Origin of the sequence: Microseira wollei NIES-4236 (genome assembly GCF_020521235.1) — a bacterium.
Classification (GTDB): Bacteria; Cyanobacteriota; Cyanobacteriia; order Cyanobacteriales; family Aerosakkonemataceae; genus Microseira; species Microseira wollei.
The window spans coordinates 45,648-60,543 of the sequence record NZ_BLAY01000043.1; the positions used below are offsets into that span (position 1 = coordinate 45,648).

Genomic DNA, 14,896 nt, shown 5'->3' on the forward strand with positions numbered 1-14,896 from the left:
TTAACGGCTAATGGCTAATGGCTAATGGCTAATTGTTAATTGCTAGGTTGGCGCCCGGTTTGCAGAACGCGACCTTTGAGTTGTTGACCCAGCCAAGGTGTATTGGTAGAAAGGGACTTCAAGGTTTGTTTCTCGACTGTCCAAGTTTGTTGGGGGGCAAATAAGGTAATTTCAGCGGGTTGATTGGGTGCGACGCTAGCGGGTATTTGCTTTAAACACTCGGCAGGTCGCGTACTCAACGCCCGCCACAATTCTATTGCCGACCATTCGCCGGTTTCTACTAAATTTTCCCAGAGTAAGGGCAAGGCTAATTCTAAACCAATTGCACCTGGGGGAGCTTCCCCGAAGGCAACGGTTTTTTCTTCGTAGCTGTAGGGGGTATGGTCGATGGCGATCGCATCCAATATCCCCTCTTTCACCCCCCGCCGCAATGCCACCCGGTCCGATGGATTGCCCAAAGGCGGTTCAATATTTAGGGAGCTATTATAACTTATAACTGCTTCTGTGTCAAGTAACAAATGCATCCAAGTCGTACTGGCGGTGACGGGTAAACCGCGTTGTTTAGCTTGCTGAATTAACTCGACGCCGCGAGAGGTAGAAACGCGCATGATGTGGATGCTCGTGCCGATGGCTTCTACCATTTCTAGTAAAGCAGCGATCGCAGAAGTTTCGGAAATTGCCGGATTACCAGGCAAACCGTAGACAATAGAATGAGAGCCTTCGCGCATGACACCATTGCCTGTAAGCTGGCGATCGCAACACCATAAAGCTACTGGTTTTCCCCAAGGGTGCAAATATTCCAACAAGCGACGCACTAGCGCTAAATTGGACAGAGGTTGACCATCGGCAAAACCAACTACTCCAGCAGATGCCAATTCTGCCAATTCGGTCATTTCCTCTCCCTTTGAGAGCAAGGTTAAAGCACCCCAGAAGTGGAGAATAGGTGCAGGGGAGAGGGGGGGATATAATTTCTGTAACCTTGCTAGTGTTGCTGGATTGTCTATAGCTGGTGCGGTATCGGGTAAGATGGCAAGGCGGGTAAAACCTCCAGATGCGGCGGCTTGACTCAGAGAAATTAAGGTTTCCCTTTCTTCAAAACCAGGTTCTCCAGAATGACTGTAAAGATCTACCAATCCTGGCCCTAATATTAATCCCCAACAATCGCGTATCGATGTATCGTGAGGCCAGTGGTAAATTTTATCTTCAATCGCCTGAATTACACCTTCTGCAATTAGAACATCAGCAACTCTATCCGTTCCAGAGAGCGGATCTAATACTCTTACTTGTTGAAGTAGTTCGTTCATTGCTGATTGCTAATTGCTAATTGCTAATTGCTAATTGCTGATTGTTTTAGCAGCTATTAGCGATTAGCGATTAGCCATTAGCTGCCATTTGCAACTCCAGACTGGATTACAATGCCCCGGCTGCGGTTTTATCTAGGATACTGCCGCTGAGGTGAATGGTAATATTCATTGCTTGTAGAACCGGGTATCCTTCCACACCTTTGGGATAATCGATGACGGTGACCGAGCCATTGCCTTGCTTAAAGTTCCAGAAATGTTTTGGTTCCAAGCCGAAAATATGACAAAGAATGGCTTTGTTAATCGCGTCGTGAGCTACAACTATACCAGTTTTGGGTTGTTGGCTGAATTCGGTAACAATGGCATTCCAGGATGCGATCGCGCGCGACCAAACTTGTTGCAAATTTTCCCCTTCGGGCATTTGAACCGTTTCCGGTGCGACTTGCCAGTCTTTCAGCAAACCGGGATATTCTTGCTCAATTTCCGCTTCTAATTTTCCTTCCCAAAGCCCGTGACTAATTTCCTTTAATTCCGGCTGCAATTGCAATTCCACATCTGGGTGATATTGCAAAATAATTTCAGCGGTTTCTTTGGGACGTAACATCGGGCTAGTTATAGCAAAATCAATCGGAATATCTTTGAGAAACTCAGCCGCCCGACTCGATTGTTCTCGCCCATTATCGTTTAAGGGTACATCAATTTGCCCCTGAAATTTCTTTTGCCGGTTCCATTCCGTTTCCCCGTGACGCACCAGCAACAAACGCGGTCCCTTGTGACTGGGGCGCGGCTTGGGTAGGATATCTCCTAAGTGAGCCGTTTGATTCATCGACTCTAACTGTACGGTATCCCCCAAACCACCGGCGAAATTTAAGACATTAATGCCGCAGTTTGATTGCTGAATTGAATGATAGCGTGCTGGAGGAATGCCAATTGCCGTACTGAGCAAAGCCCGATTTATCCCGTTATGAGCTACGACTAGGATAGTTTGTCCTTGATGGCGGGATAAAACTTCAGTCCAGAATTGCTTTGCTTGCTCGCAAAGCGCTAAGACGGGAAAATATGCTTTAGTTCCCTCTGGCGTTGAAACCTGCATTTGCAGTTCGTGGGGACGTTCTTGCCAGCAGCGATACTCTTCGGGAAAATTGTCCTTAACTTCTTGCTTGTACAACCCCTCCCACAGCGGCAGATCGATTTCCAGGAGATTATCTGCAACCTGTAGCGATGGCACATTTGATGATTCTAAACTCGATAGAATCGTCAGAGCGGTTTCTTTAGCCCGTTGCAGGGGACTAGAGTAAGCAGCATTAAAAGTGATACCGCTGAGTGCCTTTGCCACTAAAAGCGCGGTAGCGCGGCCTGCATCGGTTAAAATCGACGCATCGAGACGACCTTGGATGCGCTGCTGCTGGTTGTAACTGCTTTGCCCGTGACGGACAAGGATAACGCGGGTAGCCAGGGGAGTATCCTCCGCAAACAATAGGAGAGGGGTCTGCAAAGATTTTACCTTGTTTGGGCAGCTGCACTGAATCGGAGACTTCCCATAGACCGATTAGGATAAAATTCCCTTGCAGCTACAACCGTTGATAATGCAAGCACAACCCAAGGATATTCAACGTTACGTAACACCAAACGGTACAATTCCTTTTATCAAACAGAACGAGAAGCACAAAACCCCCGTCGTTTACGCGGGGGATGTAGTGCGACCGGGACTTTTAAGTCCCGTCAAGTAGTATCGTGATGGCGCTGCTCTTCAATATATTTCCTCACAGTTTCGCTGCTGACGTTACCAGCAGTAGATACGAAGTAAGAATGCGTCCAAAGACTGGGCAGGTGATAATCTTGCTGACATGCTACGCCTACAAGCTGAGGCCAAACACAACTCAATCAGTGACAATGGCATCCTGGGTTAACATGTTGCGAAGCCATTACAATTGGTGCTTAAACGATAGAATTACCCACTACAGCCAGCAATTCATCCAAGGAGATTACTGCGATATCAGAACCCGTGCCGAAGCTTGTCCGTTAACTTGTTTTGTCAGCAAGAACGGTGCGACGGGAGAACCGTGGAAAGACACCGAAACTGCTAAAAACCCCCGCCGCAGCGCTGGCGATATTCAAATTACGGCATTGCCGCAACTAAAAGCAGCTAGACCTTGGTATGCCGGGATTGATTCAACCGTTTTGCAACAGAACGTAAAACGTCTGGATATTGCATACAAAAACTTCTTTGAAGGTAGAGGGTTTCCTAAATTCAAGAATCGCAGCAACTTCACCTCGTTTACATACGCGATGGGGGTAAAAACCCAGGGAAGCAAAATTTATTTACCCAAGTTAGGTTGGATGCGATTCTACAACTCCAAACCTATTCCAAACGGTTTTATCATCAAAGCAGCGACGATCCGGCAACGACAAGACGGATGGTATGTATCGCTCAGAATTGAGGATAAAACCGTACCATACCTGGTGGCTAAATCTTTAACTGAAGTCAGATCTGTTATTGGATGCGATCTGGGTATCACCAAATTAGTACATCTTTCTGATGGGCATCAATTTGAAAATCCAAGGGCAGGAAACAATAAAAAGACCAAGCATCTGCTGAAGATTAGGCAGCGACGGGTTAATCGGAAAATTAAAGGTAGCAACAACCGAAAAAAGGCGTCCAGAAAAGTTGGACGCCTGCATAAGAAAATCAGCGATAAGCGACAAGCTTATCAATGGTGGGTAGCTAATACTATTGTTTCCCGACGAGTGGATGCTATTGCCTTGGAAGACTTGAACGTTTCTGGCATGTTGCGTCGCTGTCGGGTGAAGAAAGATGAAGAAAGTGGGAGGTTTTTACCGAATGGACAATCCAGAAAAAAGGGGTTAAATCGCGCTATCTCTGATGCTGCTTGGAATGAATTAATTTTGAAGATTGAGTATCTCGCTGCAAAGAGGGGAAAGATCGCAATCAAGGTTGATCCGAAGCATTCCAGCACTGAATGCAGAAATTGTGGACATATTGACGGCAGTAACCGCGATGGCGAAAAGTTCATCTGTTCAGCCTGTGGATTTTTCGCACATGCTGATATTTCTGCTGCGAAAAACATCCGAGACAGAGCATTAGAAATGGTACGCCGGGACTCGACGGAACCTGCGGATAAGACCGCTAAACGCCCAAAATACTGTAAGGAGAAATCGCCACGTCTTCGTGACTGTCATTGGCGAGCCTGGGAACCTTGGCAACAAGGATATTAAGACCGTAAGATCTTAAGAATCCCCGTACCTTCAGGTCGGGGAGTGTCAAAGGAGTTAAGACAATGCCTAAAAGTGTAAGCTACCGCGAGTCCCTGATTGCACGTCTCAAAAAACCTGAATATGCTGCTGGCTACATCGAAGCTATTTTGGAAGAAGAAGATCCAGAACCAGAATTGCTCAAAGATGCTCTACAAGATGTAGCCCTTGCACTTGGAGAAATGAATCTGCCAAAAGAGCAAGGTAAGCTTCATTTGGAAAAATTAGACCGTATTCTTTCGGTAGAAGGAAGTGCTGAAATTTATAACTTGGCACTTTGGCTGGATAAACTAGGATTAAAGTTAACGGTTACGGTTAAATCAGATAATTCAAAAAGTGGGGATTGAGAGCGATACGTGCTGGCGCACCCATTGCGCGTGAAGCGATCGCGATCGCTCCCACAATCCCATCCCCTATAGGTCATCACCTAACTATCTTGCTCTCCATTTTCCAGGTATAACCAGACGAATTCCCTAGCAGCGTCCGGGTTCAGTACTTTCAATGCTTTCTTAATCGCAAATACCGCCTCAGCCGAAGGATCTCGTTCTTCACTTACCCAACGGCTGATGTTTGAGCGATCGATCTCCATTGTTGCCGCCAATTGATACTGACTGATATCGTATGCCGCCAACACCTGTTTGAGGGCTTTACCTGCTCTTCCCATGCTCCCGATTGTGTCAGAGAGTCTCGTACTCGTAAACGATGCTGATTGTCACCCAATGCGGTACACTTGTCATAGTTGACGATTAGCAACTATTTCTACCAATCAGGTCAACCGCTATGATTAAAACCAGGCTTTTTACTGCCAAAGATGTCCAAGAGATTCCCACATCATCTGCCTTACAGCTAACTGCTGCGCCTGCTGAACCAGACCGCGAACCTGTGCTGATCCTAGTCATTGGTTCAGCAAAGGGTATTGACAAAATTGTTCACGCGCTGTATAAATGTCGCTTTGCCGAGGTCAAAGAATGGTCGAGGCTGTTACCTGCCTTTACTCCCAATAAGCTAATGCGAAGTTTGATCCGCTATGTTCTTGTGGATTGAAACAGAAGACTTCCCATTTCTCCAAACTGAAAAGAACTACTAATTTTTTAGAGTTTGTAGGGTGCGTTAACGAAGTGTAACGCACCATTACCTCAACATTAGGACAAGAGAAAATGCCCACCGATAATAGCTACCGCGAGTCCCTGATTGCACGTCTCAAAAACTCTGAATATGCTGCTGGCTACATCGAAGCTATTTTGGAATAAGATCCAGAACCAGAATGCTACAACCGCAAATATTGACGCAAAATCGCCTGCGCTTGAGTCATCAGTTCAGTTTCCAATTGACCCAATCGTTGTACTAATCTCGACTTATCAAATGTCATGGGGTCAACGCACACCAGTAAACTATCCACCGCTAAGCCATTTTCTGCTGATGACGGCACAAATACCATAGCCGGAGAAATGCGAGGATCGTTGGCACGAGCTGAAGCAAAAGGTAAAACGGTTACCTTGCTACGTTGGGCATTAAATGCAGAACCAGAAATAACCAAAGCGGGTCGAGTTTTTCTGATTTCCGTACCCACAGATGGCTCGAATCTGACTACCCAGATGCTTCCCAATCCGCGAGCGCTAGAGTTTGCCATTCCTCATCAGAGCCTAAACCTAATTCATCAACCAACTTACAAGCTTGCGCCAAAGCTTCATCTTCCTGTTGCCGCCGCCATTGTTGCAAGAGCAATTCAATCAAAGCGCTGCGGTTCTCTAGCTTTTGGTCGATGTAGGTTAGCAATTCATCTGGTATTGAAATAGAGATTTTAGCCATTTGCTACTATAAGTCATACTATTAGTAGTATAGAGCAAACAACTGACGAAACGGTTGTAGGTAAGCCATTCGTCCCTCAATAAGCTTCAATGGTAGGGTGAGCGTGCGGAGATCCAGATGACACTGAAGCGGTTTATTTTAGGCGTACTGACCATTGCGATACTGTTTATCCTGAGCTTGTCTTTAATAGCGAGTTGGAATCAGCCTCAGATTCAAAGTCGCCTGGAACTGTATCAAACCAATTTGCTACTCCACGCTACCGAGTGGCAAGGTGAAACCGCCCAAGGAGTCGATTTCAAGTCAGCACGGGAAACCCTGATTGGGGTTGAACCGCTCAAAGCGGCTACTAAGCAATACGAACAGGCACGCCAATCTGCCCAAAATACGCTACAACAACTGCAACAGCAAGATACCAAGCTTTCACCCACCCCAAAGAAACCCCTCAAAGCCACTCGCGTTCAAACATCGATTTCTGCCAAGCAAGCACCCTTGCAGGCTTCCATTCAACAAACGCAACAATTGATTAACGAGCTAGACTTGCGGCTGGGAATTTTACAGGTTGAGCAAGGACAAACCGAGGCGGCGTTAAAGACTTGGACAGATGTTAAAGAGCGAGTTCAAACTCAACCCAATGCAGAACCCGCCGCCAAAACCGCTACAGTTTTGATTGGTTTGTGGAGCAGTCCCCCCCGCTTGCTTCCAGATGCACAGCAGTCGATTAACAAGCAGTTAGATGGATGGTTCCGCTACCAGGCGTTAACCCGACTTTACCAGTTACAGCAACGCGAGGATGCGCTCTCTAAGCTGATCGCCGCAGAACGGGAAATAGCCGAGCAAGCGGTTTTGAACTTAGCCGTTGTCAGTGCTGTCCCAACTTTAGGGTTTTTAATTGGCGTCGGACTGCTAATTTTTCTAGTGGGTCAGCGACTGGTCAAGGGCAAAGATTCTCTGTTGGCGCAAAATGAGAATCTCCCCTGGTCAACTCCCTGGGACGCCGAGACGATTTGGCAAGTGTTCGTTGTCGGCTTTTTCTTGATGGGTCAAATCCTGGTTCCATTAGCATTCTTTTTGCTAAAAGTCAAAGCTTCTACCTTCGACGTGCGGGGGCAGTCTTTGTACGTGCTGGCGAGTTATGTTTTGGTGGCGCTGGGTGGATTATTGGTGCTGTTTTTCTCGCTCAAGCCTTTTTTACCGTTACCACAGCCAGAAAAGTGGTTTCAAATCGATTTGAGCGGCAATTGGTTGTGGTGGGGTTTGGGAGGTTATTTAACCGCACTGCCGCTGGTGATTTTAGTATCGTTGATTAACCAGCTTGTTTGGCGTGGACAGGGAGGGAGTAATCCTTTGTTGCCCTTGGTGCTAGAGAGTCAAGATGGGGTGGCTTTATTGATATTTTTCTTGACAGCAGCCGTTGCGGCGCCGCTGTTTGAAGAGTTTCTGTTCCGGGGATTTTTACTGCCATCTTTGACGCGCTACCTGCCAGTTTGGGGCGCAATTGGGGCGAGTAGCTTGCTGTTTGCAGTTGCTCACCTGAGTTTGTCAGAAGTACTGCCCCTGACGACATTGGGCATCGTGCTGGGGGTGGTTTATACGCGATCGCGCAACCTACTAGCTCCGATGCTACTCCACAGTTTGTGGAATAGCGGCACTTTGTTGAGTCTATTTATCTTAGGTAGTGGGGCTAAATAAGGCAGGACTTAGGCAAAGAAACCGGGTTTCTGGGAAAAATCATGGCTTTGCAACCAGAGTAGGGCGCCATCACCTTTGTTTCTGTGAAAAATCATGGCTTTGCAACCAGAGTAGGGCGCCATCACCTTTGTTTCTGTGAAAAATCATGGCTTTGTCACCAGAGTACGCGGCCATCACCTTTGTTTCTGTGAAAAATCATGGCTTTGTCACCAGAGTACGCGGCCATCACCTTTGTTTCTGTGAAAAATCATGGCTTTGTCACCAGAGTACGCGGCAAGCAACCGGGTTTCTAGGTTCGTCGTGCCTCAGTCCTGTAAGGTAGAAGCAGAAGCAATAAAACAGCGTTTTTCACTAAAAAAGTTAATATTTCTAGCTTTTGATAGATGCAACAAAGTATCATCACATACTGACTGCGGCTGGAATATTAACAGTTATAAACGATAGTTTAAAAAACTTAGCGAGATAGAGGCGATCGCGCGAGCCAAAGCCTACCTTGGAAAAAGAAACAAGAAACAGAGTAGGCAAGCGAAGTGTTGGAATTAGTCAAGAAATCTTCTCATCCCGTATTGTCGCAGACGGCGATCGGCCAGAGGCACGCTAACGCGATCGCTCAACCAATATTATCCACCGATACAACCACTTTGGATGTAGCAGGCATGAGGTGCGCTGGCTGCGTCAAGGTTGTAGAGCAACAGCTAAAATCAAATCCTGGAGTTATTTCAGCCTGCGTCAATTTGGTAACCGAGGTCGCAGTTGTTGAGTACGAAATTGGTAGGCTTGAACCCGCTACATTAGCTGAAAAACTTACATCTGCCGGGTTTCCCACTCAACCCCGTTATGGGAGTACCAATCAAATAGATTACATCACCCCCGCAGAACGTCACCGCCGGGAAATCAAAGCTACTATTTGGCGGTTGATAATGGCTGGTGCTTTAATTGTTTTATCCGGACTGGGGCATCTGGGTCAACACTTTTCAATTCTTACCCCGTTCTGGTTTCACTGGGGGTTAGCAACCGCAACCTTACTAGGGCCAGGTAGATCCATCATTGTAGATGGTTTTTGGGGCATCCGACGGCTAGCACCCAACATGAATACGCTTGTAGGATTGGGGGCTGTAACCGCTTATACCACTAGCGTCGTAGCTTTACTGTTTCCCCAATTGGGTTGGGAATGTTTCTTTGACGAACCCGTGATGTTGTTGGGCTTTATCCTCTTGGGTCGAACCTTGGAACAACAGGCGAGGGGACGAGCCGCATCAGCCTTTGAAGCGTTGCTTTCGCTACAGCCAACAACCGCGCGCTTAGTCAAAACTACTAGGGACAAGGTTGTAGATGAAACATCGATACATCAGGCAATTGAAATTCCAGCAGACCTTGTGCGGATAGGAGAATGGTTGCAGGTTTTACCCGGAGAAAAAATCCCCACGGACGGCGAAGTCGTGGCAGGTAAAACAACGGTGGATGAATCGATGCTGACTGGGGAAGCGATGCCGGTATTAAAGCAACCAGGAGATTTAGTCGCCGCCGGAACGCTAAATCAGTCGGGCGTTATCGTCTTGCGGGCGACTCGCACGGGTAAAGATACAACCATTGCTCAGATTGTGGCACTGGTGGAAGCAGCGCAAACGCGCAAAGCCCCCGTACAGAAACTGGCGGATACAGTAGCCGGTTACTTTACCTACGGCGTCATGACAGCCGCAGCCTTAACCTTTGTCTTCTGGTATTTTATCGGGACGCACCTGTGGCCTGATGTCGTGCATGAGGCATGGGGAATGGGGCATGGAGGAATGGGGATGGAAATGACGCTGCATCCATCACCCCTGCTGTTGAGTTTAAAGCTAGCGATCGCAGTCCTAGTAGTTGCCTGTCCCTGCGCCTTGGGACTTGCCACACCGACGGCTATCTTAGTCGGCACTAGCATCGGCGCAGAACGAGGAATATTAATCAAAGGCGGCGATGTCTTAGAACGAGTACGGCAACTCGATACCATCGTATTTGACAAAACCGGCACACTGACTCTAGGTAAACCTACGGTTACAGATTGCATACCAGTTGAGGGCATCGGGCATGGGGAAGACGCCAAGACGCGGAGAGACGGAGACGCGGCGAGTAAAGATGTCAGCGCGTCACCGCGTCTTGGCGTCACCGCGTCCTTATTACTCCAACTAGCGGCGGCGGCAGAAAGCGGCACTTGCCATCCCCTGGCAACGGCAATTGGGGAGGAAGCTAAAGCCAAGGGATTATCCATCCCAGCGGCACAAGACTTTTATACCGAAGCAGGGTTGGGGGTATCTGCCACGGTGGCAGGTCAGCAAGTGCTGGTGGGAGGTGAAGATTGGTTAATGCAGCAGGGTGTCTCGATGGTCGAAGCGGTAAAAGCCCAAGCGCAGGGGCTAGCTTTGGCTGGTAAAACAGTAGTATACGTGGCAGTAGAAGGCAGGCTAGCAGGGGTAATAGCGGTTACAGATGCTCTCAGACCAGATGCTAAAACAACAGTGGATAGCCTGCGGCAGATGGGATTAAGGGTGATGATTTTAACAGGAGATCGGCGCGAAGCGGCAGTGGCAATCGCCCAAACTTTAGGACTTGATGCCAAAGACGTTAAAGCAAACGTCCGTCCAGATGGCAAAGTAGCGGCGATCCAACAGATGCAAACCGGGGGTCACCGAGTCGCTATGATTGGTGATGGGATTAACGATGCACCGGCACTGGCACAAGCGGATGCGGGGATTGCTCTGCAAGCGGGAACCGACGTGGCTATTGAAAGCGCTCAGATTATCCTGATGCGATCGCGCCTCACCGACATTGTCGAATCGATTCGGCTCTCCCGTGCGACTGTCAACAAAATCCGCCAAAATTTATTTTGGGCATTGGCCTACAATACCCTGGGAATTCCCGTAGCCGCCGGTATTTTAGCTCCGGCTTGGGGCATCGTTCTCGCTCCAGCAGGTGCGGGTGCAATGATGGCCTTTAGTTCGGTCAGCGTTGTTACCAATTCTCTGCTTCTGCGCCGCACCAATCCCTTGTGTATCCCTGTCAATGGCTGCGAAAGTCGGTCTTCACGGGAGTTGACCCCCTAACTGCCATCGCCAAATTGTCGGTAAGTTAACAGGCATTGTCAATCGGATTCGCTTTGATTGTGCCTGTTATGATTCAAACAAAGACACGCTGATTCCGCCTCGCATTACAGATGCTTCGATGACTTCACCAAACTATCAAAAACATCTATTGATCGTTGAGGACGATAAGGGACAAAGGGAGTTTATTCTAGAAGCTCCTGCTTATTCCCTGGGGCGGAGTAAGAGGTGCGATATCCGCGTGGAGTCTTTGTTTGTCTCCAATCGCCATGCGACTTTGCTTCGCTTACCCGATCAAGATGGCAGCTACTCCTACCAAATTATCGATGGTGATGGAAAAGGCAAGTATAGTACTAACGGGTTGTCAATTAACGGTCAAAAAATCCGCGCTCGTATCCTGAAACATAACGACAAAATTGTTTTCGGGTCTAACGTGCAGGTTACCTATCTGCACATGCAGCGCCAAGACACCTCGTCAGCACCGCTGCCAGACCCATCATTTGATGTGACGCTGATCGATCCCGCTATGGTAGAAAAAACTGTAGAAGAACAATCTCCAGCGAAGAGTCAGCCAACTCCCGGTCAGATATAACTCAATAACGTTAAGAGCAACTGCTACATTCAACATTGAGTTAACCGCTGTTTTTAAACTTGTTCCAAGAGAGATTCTTCAATGCCTGTACCACAAGAACACAATCATCTGTTGATTGTTGAAGACGATAAAGGACGCAAGGAAGTAGTACTAAAAGCCCCGGTCTATTCGATTGGTCGGGATCCACAGTGCGATATTCGCCTCGTCTCCCATTTTGTCTCGCGCCGACATGCCACGTTGGTACGCCTACCCAGGCAAGATGGCACTCACTATTACCGAATTGTTGATGGCGATGCCAAAGGTAAAGGCAGTTCCAACGGTCTGTTAATTAACGGTCGGCGAATGGCTGCTCACGACCTGGAAAACGAAGACGAGATTGTCTTCGGTCCCCAAGTGCGAGCCAAATATTACCAACTCAGACGCGATACCCAGCCGTCGGGACCCCTCGATCCCTTTGATATCACCTTGATTAACCCGAGTATGTTAGATGACGATTCGGAAGAGTAGATAATTTTGCTCCACCCAACTTAATCGAAGTCTGCCTTGACTAAATAGTTGGCAACTCTCCTGCTACAGTTTCAACCAATTGCCATTGGCGATTTTCGATAATTGCCTGATTCATCAGATCAAACATCTGGTGGCAATGGTTGTTAACCTGTAGGGGTAATTCTTCGTTTTTCATCACCAAACTCATGCGAGTCTCTTTTTCTGTAGCCGTTGTGCGATCTAGCAAAACTTCTACCGTCACCAGCTTGGCATAGGAAACCTTACCGGGAATCTCCCGCGCCATCAAATAATCACCCGTCTCATAGATGATATTTACAGGACAGGTCTTTAAAACATCTACCAAGGACTGCCGAAGACGATCTAAGGGAAGGGCAATTGTATAGGAACAAGTATAGCGAGCCATGGAACACCTCGGGCTTGCAACTCCAAGACCCTCTTATAATACCCAACCTCAGCCTAGAGGTTTGATCCGATTTGCAAGCGATCGCCATAACCAGTCCTTTACCTCTATCCAGAGATCTACGCACTTTTTACCAAATTGTGGTATGTAATGCTGACTACCAGATGCCATTATGTTGCCAGAAAATTCGGCTGAATTAGCATCAACCAGTTTGAAAGAGAATGTGGCTTGTACTGAAAAAATTAAGCCTACTTCAGCCCAAAAGGGCAAATTAATCGCCTTCGAGGGGGTAGAAGGCTGCGGCAAAACGACTCAACTGCGGCGACTGGGGCAATGGTTGCAAGATAGCGGCTGGCTGTTACGCTTAAAAGCAGCGGGTATTGCCCAAGAGGTAGTGGTGACGCGGGAACCTGGGGGAACCGAATTAGGGTTAGGACTGCGACGCCTGCTGTTAGAGGTTCGCCCTCACCTATCGATTCACGAACGGGCAGAGTTATTCTTATACGCAGCAGATCGAGCGCAGCATGTAGAAGAAGTGCTTTTACCCCAGTTAGCTAGAGGAGCGATTGTGTTGTGCGATCGCTACACCGACTCTACTATCGCTTACCAAGGCTACGGACGAGGTTTAAGCCTCTCCCCAATCGAACAACTCAACCAAATTGCTACCGGCGGTTTACAAAGCGATTTAACCTTATGGCTAGATCTCGACCCCGCTGTTGGTTTGGCGAGGAAGCAGCAACAAAAAGAAATTACCCGTATGGAACAAGCCGATTTAACATTCCACCAGCGGGTGCAAGAAGGCTTCACAGCCTTAGCCAAAGCTTATCCAACCCGGATCGCGCGGGTAGATGCCAGCCTTAGCCAGGAGTCGGTACAAGAGCAAATACGGATTCTTGTCGAGAAGCGGTTGTCAGAATGGTATCCAAATTGGTAATTGGTAATTGGTAATTGTCAGACGGCGCGGGGATGAATTCTTTTACAGAAATAATAGGACAAGATCGGGCGGTGCAGTTGCTCTTGCAGGCGATTGAAGCTGACCGCATAGCACCAGCATATCTGTTTGCTGGGCCGGATGGAGTGGGACGGAGTTTGACGGCACGGTGTTTTATCGAACAGTTATTTTGTGCTAAAGTGCCAGCCAATCGGGAACAGGAGAAAAAACGCATTTCTGCGGGTAACCATCCCGACTTGTTGTGGGTGGAACCAACCTATTTGCACAACGGAGAAAGACTATCGGCGGCGGAAGCAGCACAAAAAGGGTTAAAACGCAAGGCTCCGCCCTCGATTCGTTTAGAACAAGTGCGAGAAATCACCCAATTTCTGAGTCGTCCGCCCTTGATGGCACCGCGATCGCTCGTAGTATTAGAACAAGCCGAAACTATGGCAGAAGCGGCGGCAAATGCGTTGCTGAAAACCCTAGAAGAACCCGGACGAGCAACAATAATATTAATTGCACCCTCGGCGGAATCATTATTACCCACACTGGTATCGCGGTGTCAGAGGATACCGTTTTATCGGTTAACCACAGAGGCGATGACGCAGGTGCTGAGGGAGAAGGGACATGGGGAGATTTTAGAGCATGGGGAGATAGTAGCGATCGCCCAGGGGAGTCCGGGGGAAGCGATCGCATCAATGGAACAATTGCAAGCAATTCCTGCTGAATTAATCGAAGCAGTAAAACACCCTCCGAAAAAACTGCGCGAAGCCTTAGAATTAGCGCGTCAAATTGATAAAAACTTGGATACCGAAGCGCAATTGTGGTTAATAGATTACTTGCAGCATTGCTATTGGGAGCAATTTTTAGATAGGGCAATTATAGAAAAATTGGAAAAAGCGCGGAAGTGTTTGCAAAAATTTGCTCAACCGCGCTTAGTTTGGGAAGTGACATTGATGGAAATGAGTCAAGCTGCTGCTTTGTAGAGCAATTACACTATTTTTAGCTCAAATCGCTGGAATCCAGATTGGAAAAAAATTTCAGCCAGCGGAAGTTGAACCCTGCGGGAGCAACTTCCGATTACAGCAGATTGCTTTTCGTGTGAGGTAGAGCCTTTTGGCAAATTTGTCTAGCGGCAGCATTACAGCAGATTGCTTTTCGAGTCAGGTAGAGCCTTTTGGCAAATTTGTCTAGCGGCAGCATTACAGCAGATTGTGACTTGGTGGAATACAGCCCTTGGGGCTGAGTTTGTCAAGCGGCAGCATTACAGCAGATTGTGACTTGGTGGAATACAGCCCTTGGGGCTGAGTTTGT

Annotated in this window: 16 protein-coding genes and 1 pseudogene; 10 read left to right on the top strand and 7 right to left on the bottom strand. The window is 47.9% G+C overall.

Annotated features, from left to right (window positions below):
- Window positions 1-35: 35 nt before the first annotated feature.
- A complete protein-coding gene (locus MiSe_RS16025; RefSeq protein WP_226581483.1) occupies window positions 36-1,304 on the bottom strand; it encodes a dihydroorotase in 1,269 nt (422 codons plus the stop codon).
- A 106-nt stretch (window positions 1,305-1,410) separates the two neighbouring features.
- Window positions 1,411-2,796, bottom strand: a complete 1,386-nt coding sequence (locus tag MiSe_RS16030; RefSeq protein WP_444980507.1) for a histidine phosphatase family protein — start codon at window positions 2,794-2,796, stop codon at window positions 1,411-1,413.
- Window positions 2,797-2,866: 70 nt separating this feature from the next.
- Here MiSe_RS16030 and MiSe_RS16035 point away from each other — a divergent pair, with 70 nt between their 5' ends.
- The gene (locus tag MiSe_RS16035) at window positions 2,867-3,031 is read left to right on the top strand and encodes a hypothetical protein (protein ID WP_226581486.1); all 165 of its coding nucleotides are present in this window, start codon (window positions 2,867-2,869) and stop codon (window positions 3,029-3,031) included.
- Here MiSe_RS16035 and MiSe_RS16040 read toward each other — a convergent pair.
- Window positions 3,024-3,131: pseudogene (locus MiSe_RS16040) on the bottom strand (transposase); the annotation flags it as partial. The gene MiSe_RS16035 and the pseudogene MiSe_RS16040 overlap by 8 nt on opposite strands.
- Before the next feature lie 63 nt (window positions 3,132-3,194).
- Between MiSe_RS16040 and MiSe_RS16045 the strand changes: the two are divergent.
- Together MiSe_RS16045 and MiSe_RS16050 are read left to right on the top strand one after the other, a co-directional pair.
- Entirely contained in the window at window positions 3,195-4,538 is a 1,344-nt protein-coding gene (locus tag MiSe_RS16045) for an RNA-guided endonuclease InsQ/TnpB family protein (RefSeq protein ID WP_264196515.1), read from the top strand.
- 62 nt (window positions 4,539-4,600) lie between these two features.
- Window positions 4,601-4,921 carry a helix-turn-helix domain-containing transcriptional regulator gene (locus MiSe_RS16050; RefSeq protein WP_226581492.1) on the top strand — a complete coding sequence of 107 codons (321 nt, stop codon included), beginning with the start codon at window positions 4,601-4,603 and terminating at the stop codon, window positions 4,919-4,921.
- Between the two features lie 80 nt (window positions 4,922-5,001).
- On the opposite strand, the gene MiSe_RS16055 is transcribed toward MiSe_RS16050, so the two are convergent.
- Window positions 5,002-5,238 carry a helix-turn-helix domain-containing protein gene (locus MiSe_RS16055; protein ID WP_226581495.1) on the bottom strand — a complete coding sequence of 79 codons (237 nt, stop codon included), beginning with the start codon at window positions 5,236-5,238 and terminating at the stop codon, window positions 5,002-5,004.
- A gap of 116 nt (window positions 5,239-5,354) precedes the next feature.
- On the opposite strand from MiSe_RS16055, the gene MiSe_RS16060 reads away from it, so the two are divergent.
- Entirely contained in the window at window positions 5,355-5,618 is a 264-nt protein-coding gene (locus tag MiSe_RS16060; RefSeq protein WP_226581498.1) for a peptide ABC transporter substrate-binding protein, read from the top strand.
- A gap of 223 nt (window positions 5,619-5,841) precedes the next feature.
- On the opposite strand, the gene MiSe_RS16065 is transcribed toward MiSe_RS16060, so the two are convergent.
- Both MiSe_RS16065 and MiSe_RS16070 read right to left on the bottom strand, forming a co-directional pair.
- Entirely contained in the window at window positions 5,842-6,204 is a 363-nt protein-coding gene (locus MiSe_RS16065) for a type II toxin-antitoxin system PemK/MazF family toxin (protein ID WP_226581501.1), read from the bottom strand.
- The gene (locus tag MiSe_RS16070) at window positions 6,162-6,383 is read right to left on the bottom strand and encodes a DUF8778 family protein (protein WP_226581504.1); all 222 of its coding nucleotides are present in this window, start codon (window positions 6,381-6,383) and stop codon (window positions 6,162-6,164) included. The genes MiSe_RS16065 and MiSe_RS16070 overlap by 43 nt, the downstream gene beginning before the upstream one ends.
- A 117-nt stretch (window positions 6,384-6,500) precedes the next feature.
- Between MiSe_RS16070 and MiSe_RS16075 the strand changes: the two genes are divergently transcribed.
- From MiSe_RS16075 to MiSe_RS16090, 4 genes are all read left to right on the top strand, one after another.
- Complete coding sequence (locus MiSe_RS16075; protein ID WP_226581517.1) at window positions 6,501-8,072, top strand: CPBP family intramembrane glutamic endopeptidase; 1,572 nt, start codon at window positions 6,501-6,503, stop codon at window positions 8,070-8,072.
- A gap of 581 nt (window positions 8,073-8,653) precedes the next feature.
- Complete coding sequence (locus MiSe_RS16080; protein WP_226581620.1) at window positions 8,654-11,152, top strand: heavy metal translocating P-type ATPase; 2,499 nt, start codon at window positions 8,654-8,656, stop codon at window positions 11,150-11,152.
- Between the two features lie 118 nt (window positions 11,153-11,270).
- Complete coding sequence (locus MiSe_RS16085) at window positions 11,271-11,741, top strand: FHA domain-containing protein (protein WP_226581521.1); 471 nt, start codon at window positions 11,271-11,273, stop codon at window positions 11,739-11,741.
- Between the two features lie 81 nt (window positions 11,742-11,822).
- Window positions 11,823-12,248, top strand: a complete 426-nt coding sequence (locus tag MiSe_RS16090) for an FHA domain-containing protein (RefSeq protein WP_226581530.1) — start codon at window positions 11,823-11,825, stop codon at window positions 12,246-12,248.
- 40 nt (window positions 12,249-12,288) lie between these two features.
- On the opposite strand, the gene MiSe_RS16095 is transcribed toward MiSe_RS16090, so the two are convergent.
- Complete coding sequence (locus tag MiSe_RS16095; RefSeq protein WP_226581539.1) at window positions 12,289-12,651, bottom strand: hypothetical protein; 363 nt, start codon at window positions 12,649-12,651, stop codon at window positions 12,289-12,291.
- A 169-nt stretch (window positions 12,652-12,820) separates the two neighbouring features.
- Between MiSe_RS16095 and tmk the strand changes: the two genes are divergently transcribed.
- Entirely contained in the window at window positions 12,821-13,582 is a 762-nt protein-coding gene (gene tmk, locus MiSe_RS16100) for a dTMP kinase (RefSeq protein WP_226581549.1), read from the top strand.
- A 32-nt stretch (window positions 13,583-13,614) separates the two neighbouring features.
- Window positions 13,615-14,568, top strand: a complete 954-nt coding sequence (gene holB / locus MiSe_RS16105) for a DNA polymerase III subunit delta' (protein ID WP_226581557.1) — start codon at window positions 13,615-13,617, stop codon at window positions 14,566-14,568.
- The last annotated feature ends 328 nt before the right edge of the window (window positions 14,569-14,896 follow it).

What these genes read in the sequence shown, in the direction of transcription:
- MiSe_RS16070 (WP_226581504.1), bottom strand. Translation starts at nt 6,383, where the DNA reads ATGGCTAAAATCTCTATTTCAATACCAGATGAATTGCTAACCTACATC.
- MiSe_RS16050 (WP_226581492.1), top strand. Translation starts at nt 4,601, where the DNA reads ATGCCTAAAAGTGTAAGCTACCGCGAGTCCCTGATTGCACGTCTCAAA.
- MiSe_RS16075 (WP_226581517.1), top strand. Translation starts at nt 6,501, where the DNA reads ATGACACTGAAGCGGTTTATTTTAGGCGTACTGACCATTGCGATACTG.
- holB (WP_226581557.1), top strand. Translation starts at nt 13,615, where the DNA reads ATGAATTCTTTTACAGAAATAATAGGACAAGATCGGGCGGTGCAGTTG.
- MiSe_RS16065 (WP_226581501.1), bottom strand. Translation starts at nt 6,204, where the DNA reads ATGGCAAACTCTAGCGCTCGCGGATTGGGAAGCATCTGGGTAGTCAGA.
- MiSe_RS16025 (WP_226581483.1), bottom strand. Translation starts at nt 1,304, where the DNA reads ATGAACGAACTACTTCAACAAGTAAGAGTATTAGATCCGCTCTCTGGA.
- MiSe_RS16090 (WP_226581530.1), top strand. Translation starts at nt 11,823, where the DNA reads ATGCCTGTACCACAAGAACACAATCATCTGTTGATTGTTGAAGACGAT.
- MiSe_RS16055 (WP_226581495.1), bottom strand. Translation starts at nt 5,238, where the DNA reads ATGGGAAGAGCAGGTAAAGCCCTCAAACAGGTGTTGGCGGCATACGAT.
- MiSe_RS16060 (WP_226581498.1), top strand. Translation starts at nt 5,355, where the DNA reads ATGATTAAAACCAGGCTTTTTACTGCCAAAGATGTCCAAGAGATTCCC.
- tmk (WP_226581549.1), top strand. Translation starts at nt 12,821, where the DNA reads ATGTTGCCAGAAAATTCGGCTGAATTAGCATCAACCAGTTTGAAAGAG.
- MiSe_RS16085 (WP_226581521.1), top strand. Translation starts at nt 11,271, where the DNA reads ATGACTTCACCAAACTATCAAAAACATCTATTGATCGTTGAGGACGAT.
- MiSe_RS16045 (WP_264196515.1), top strand. Translation starts at nt 3,195, where the DNA reads ATGGCATCCTGGGTTAACATGTTGCGAAGCCATTACAATTGGTGCTTA.
- MiSe_RS16095 (WP_226581539.1), bottom strand. Translation starts at nt 12,651, where the DNA reads ATGGCTCGCTATACTTGTTCCTATACAATTGCCCTTCCCTTAGATCGT.